Source organism: Campylobacter concisus (assembly GCF_002165815.1).
In the GTDB taxonomy this organism is placed as follows: domain Bacteria; phylum Campylobacterota; class Campylobacteria; order Campylobacterales; family Campylobacteraceae; genus Campylobacter_A; species Campylobacter_A concisus_BH.
The window spans coordinates 1-1,548 of sequence record NZ_NDYN01000022.1 but is presented as its reverse complement, the minus strand read 5'-3'; the positions used below and the strand labels follow the sequence as shown (position 1 = coordinate 1,548).

Below are 1,548 nucleotides of genomic sequence, written 5' to 3'. Positions count from 1 at the left end.
ACTCTCCCTTACTGGGATGTTGGAAAAGTAGGTCGTTGCGGGCTTTGTTGTTTATCTGCTTTAATTCTTATATTATTTGATTCTAGTTTTTATTTTTTTAATTCTGCTATGTTATATTCATTCCATTGCTTGTTAAAAATACCGAACCTTAGCTATTTGATATTAGCATGACCTCTAAGCTTATCTACAATACTACAGTCAAAAAGTCATTTTTTGAGGTGATGTGTTGATAGTTTCTTATTTGTCGTTTTTATTATACACAAACGAACACGATGCTAAATTTATTAAATTTAACACTGCCTCATGCAAAAGTGTATACTTATATTAAGCTAAACAAAAAGTATTAAGTTATATTATTTTTTTAAGATTTATCAAATTTCTTTAAAGGAGAGCGTATGAAACCAGCATTTTCAAAAGCTGTTTTTGTAGCAGCTGGCGTTGCCTTATTCGCAGGCTCACTCTTAAACGCAGAGGACAAATTTAGCCCTGTTATTGTCATACATGGTGGCACTAGTGGACTTGAGCTTACTAAAGATGAGTTTAAAGTGCGCGAAGAGCCTATGAAAAAGGCGCTTTTAGCTGGACAGGCTGTGCTTGAAAAGGGCGGTAGTGCTATGGATGCAGTTACGGCAGCCATTATGGTATTAGAAGACGATCCAAATTTTAATGCTGGTAAGGGCGCAGTATTTACAGCTGACGGCTTTAATGAGTTAGACGCTTCTATTATGGACGGTTCTACTAAAAAAGCAGGCGCAGTCGCGATGGCAAGGCACATCAAAAATCCGATTCTTGGTGCAAGAGTTGTAATGGACAAGACTTGGCACACTCTTGTTGCTGGCGAGGGAGCTGACAAACTAGCCAAAGAAAACGGCTTAGAGATGGTCGATCAAAAGTATTTTTTCACGCAGTTTAGATATGATGCACTCCAAAGGGCTAAAGAGAAACAAAAGCTCATGCTTGATAGCGAAAAGACAAAGAAAACTTCACTAAATTTATATGAGCGCCCATATCTTGGCACTGTTGGAGCGATAGCACTTGATAAAAATGGCAACCTAGCCGCAGCAACCAGCACCGGTGGTATGACAAATAAAATGACTGGCCGTATAGGCGATAGTCCGATAATTGGCTCTGGAACCTATGCAGATAATGACTCAGTGGCAGTCTCTTGCACAGGCACAGGTGATATCTATATGCGCGTAAATGCTGCTCATGAGGTCTCAGCTCTTTATAAATACAAAACTTCAGATGTGCAAAAAGCAGCCGAAGAGGCTGTAAAAGAGGTAGCGGCACTAGGTGGCAGTGGTGGTATCATCTCTATCGATAAAGCTGGTAAGACTGGCTTTGCTTGGACTAAAGATAAGCTTGGTATGTATCATGGTGAGGCAAGACTTGGAGCTAAACCAGTTGTTTACTGGCCACTTGGTGAAAAATGATTAGATAGCTAGGTCGGATCCTATCCGACCTAGTTTTTAAAGGGAGAAAGTTTATTAAAATATATAAATTGCTCCAAGAACGATAAATGCTCTTAGGCAAAAACCGCCAATTAAA

At 39.4% G+C, this 1,548-nt stretch carries 1 protein-coding gene; it reads left to right on the top strand.

What is annotated here, in order from left to right; all coding sequences use genetic code 11:
• Positions 1-395 precede the first annotated feature (395 nt).
• On the top strand, positions 396-1,433 hold the full coding sequence (locus tag B9N65_RS10735; protein WP_087583821.1) for an isoaspartyl peptidase/L-asparaginase family protein: 1,038 nt from the start codon (positions 396-398) through the stop codon (positions 1,431-1,433).
• Positions 1,434-1,548: the final 115 nt, after the last annotated feature.

Excerpts from the sequence above, each read along its gene's own strand:
- B9N65_RS10735 (WP_087583821.1), top strand. The coding sequence starts at position 396 with ATGAAACCAGCATTTTCAAAAGCTGTTTTTGTAGCAGCTGGCGTTGCC.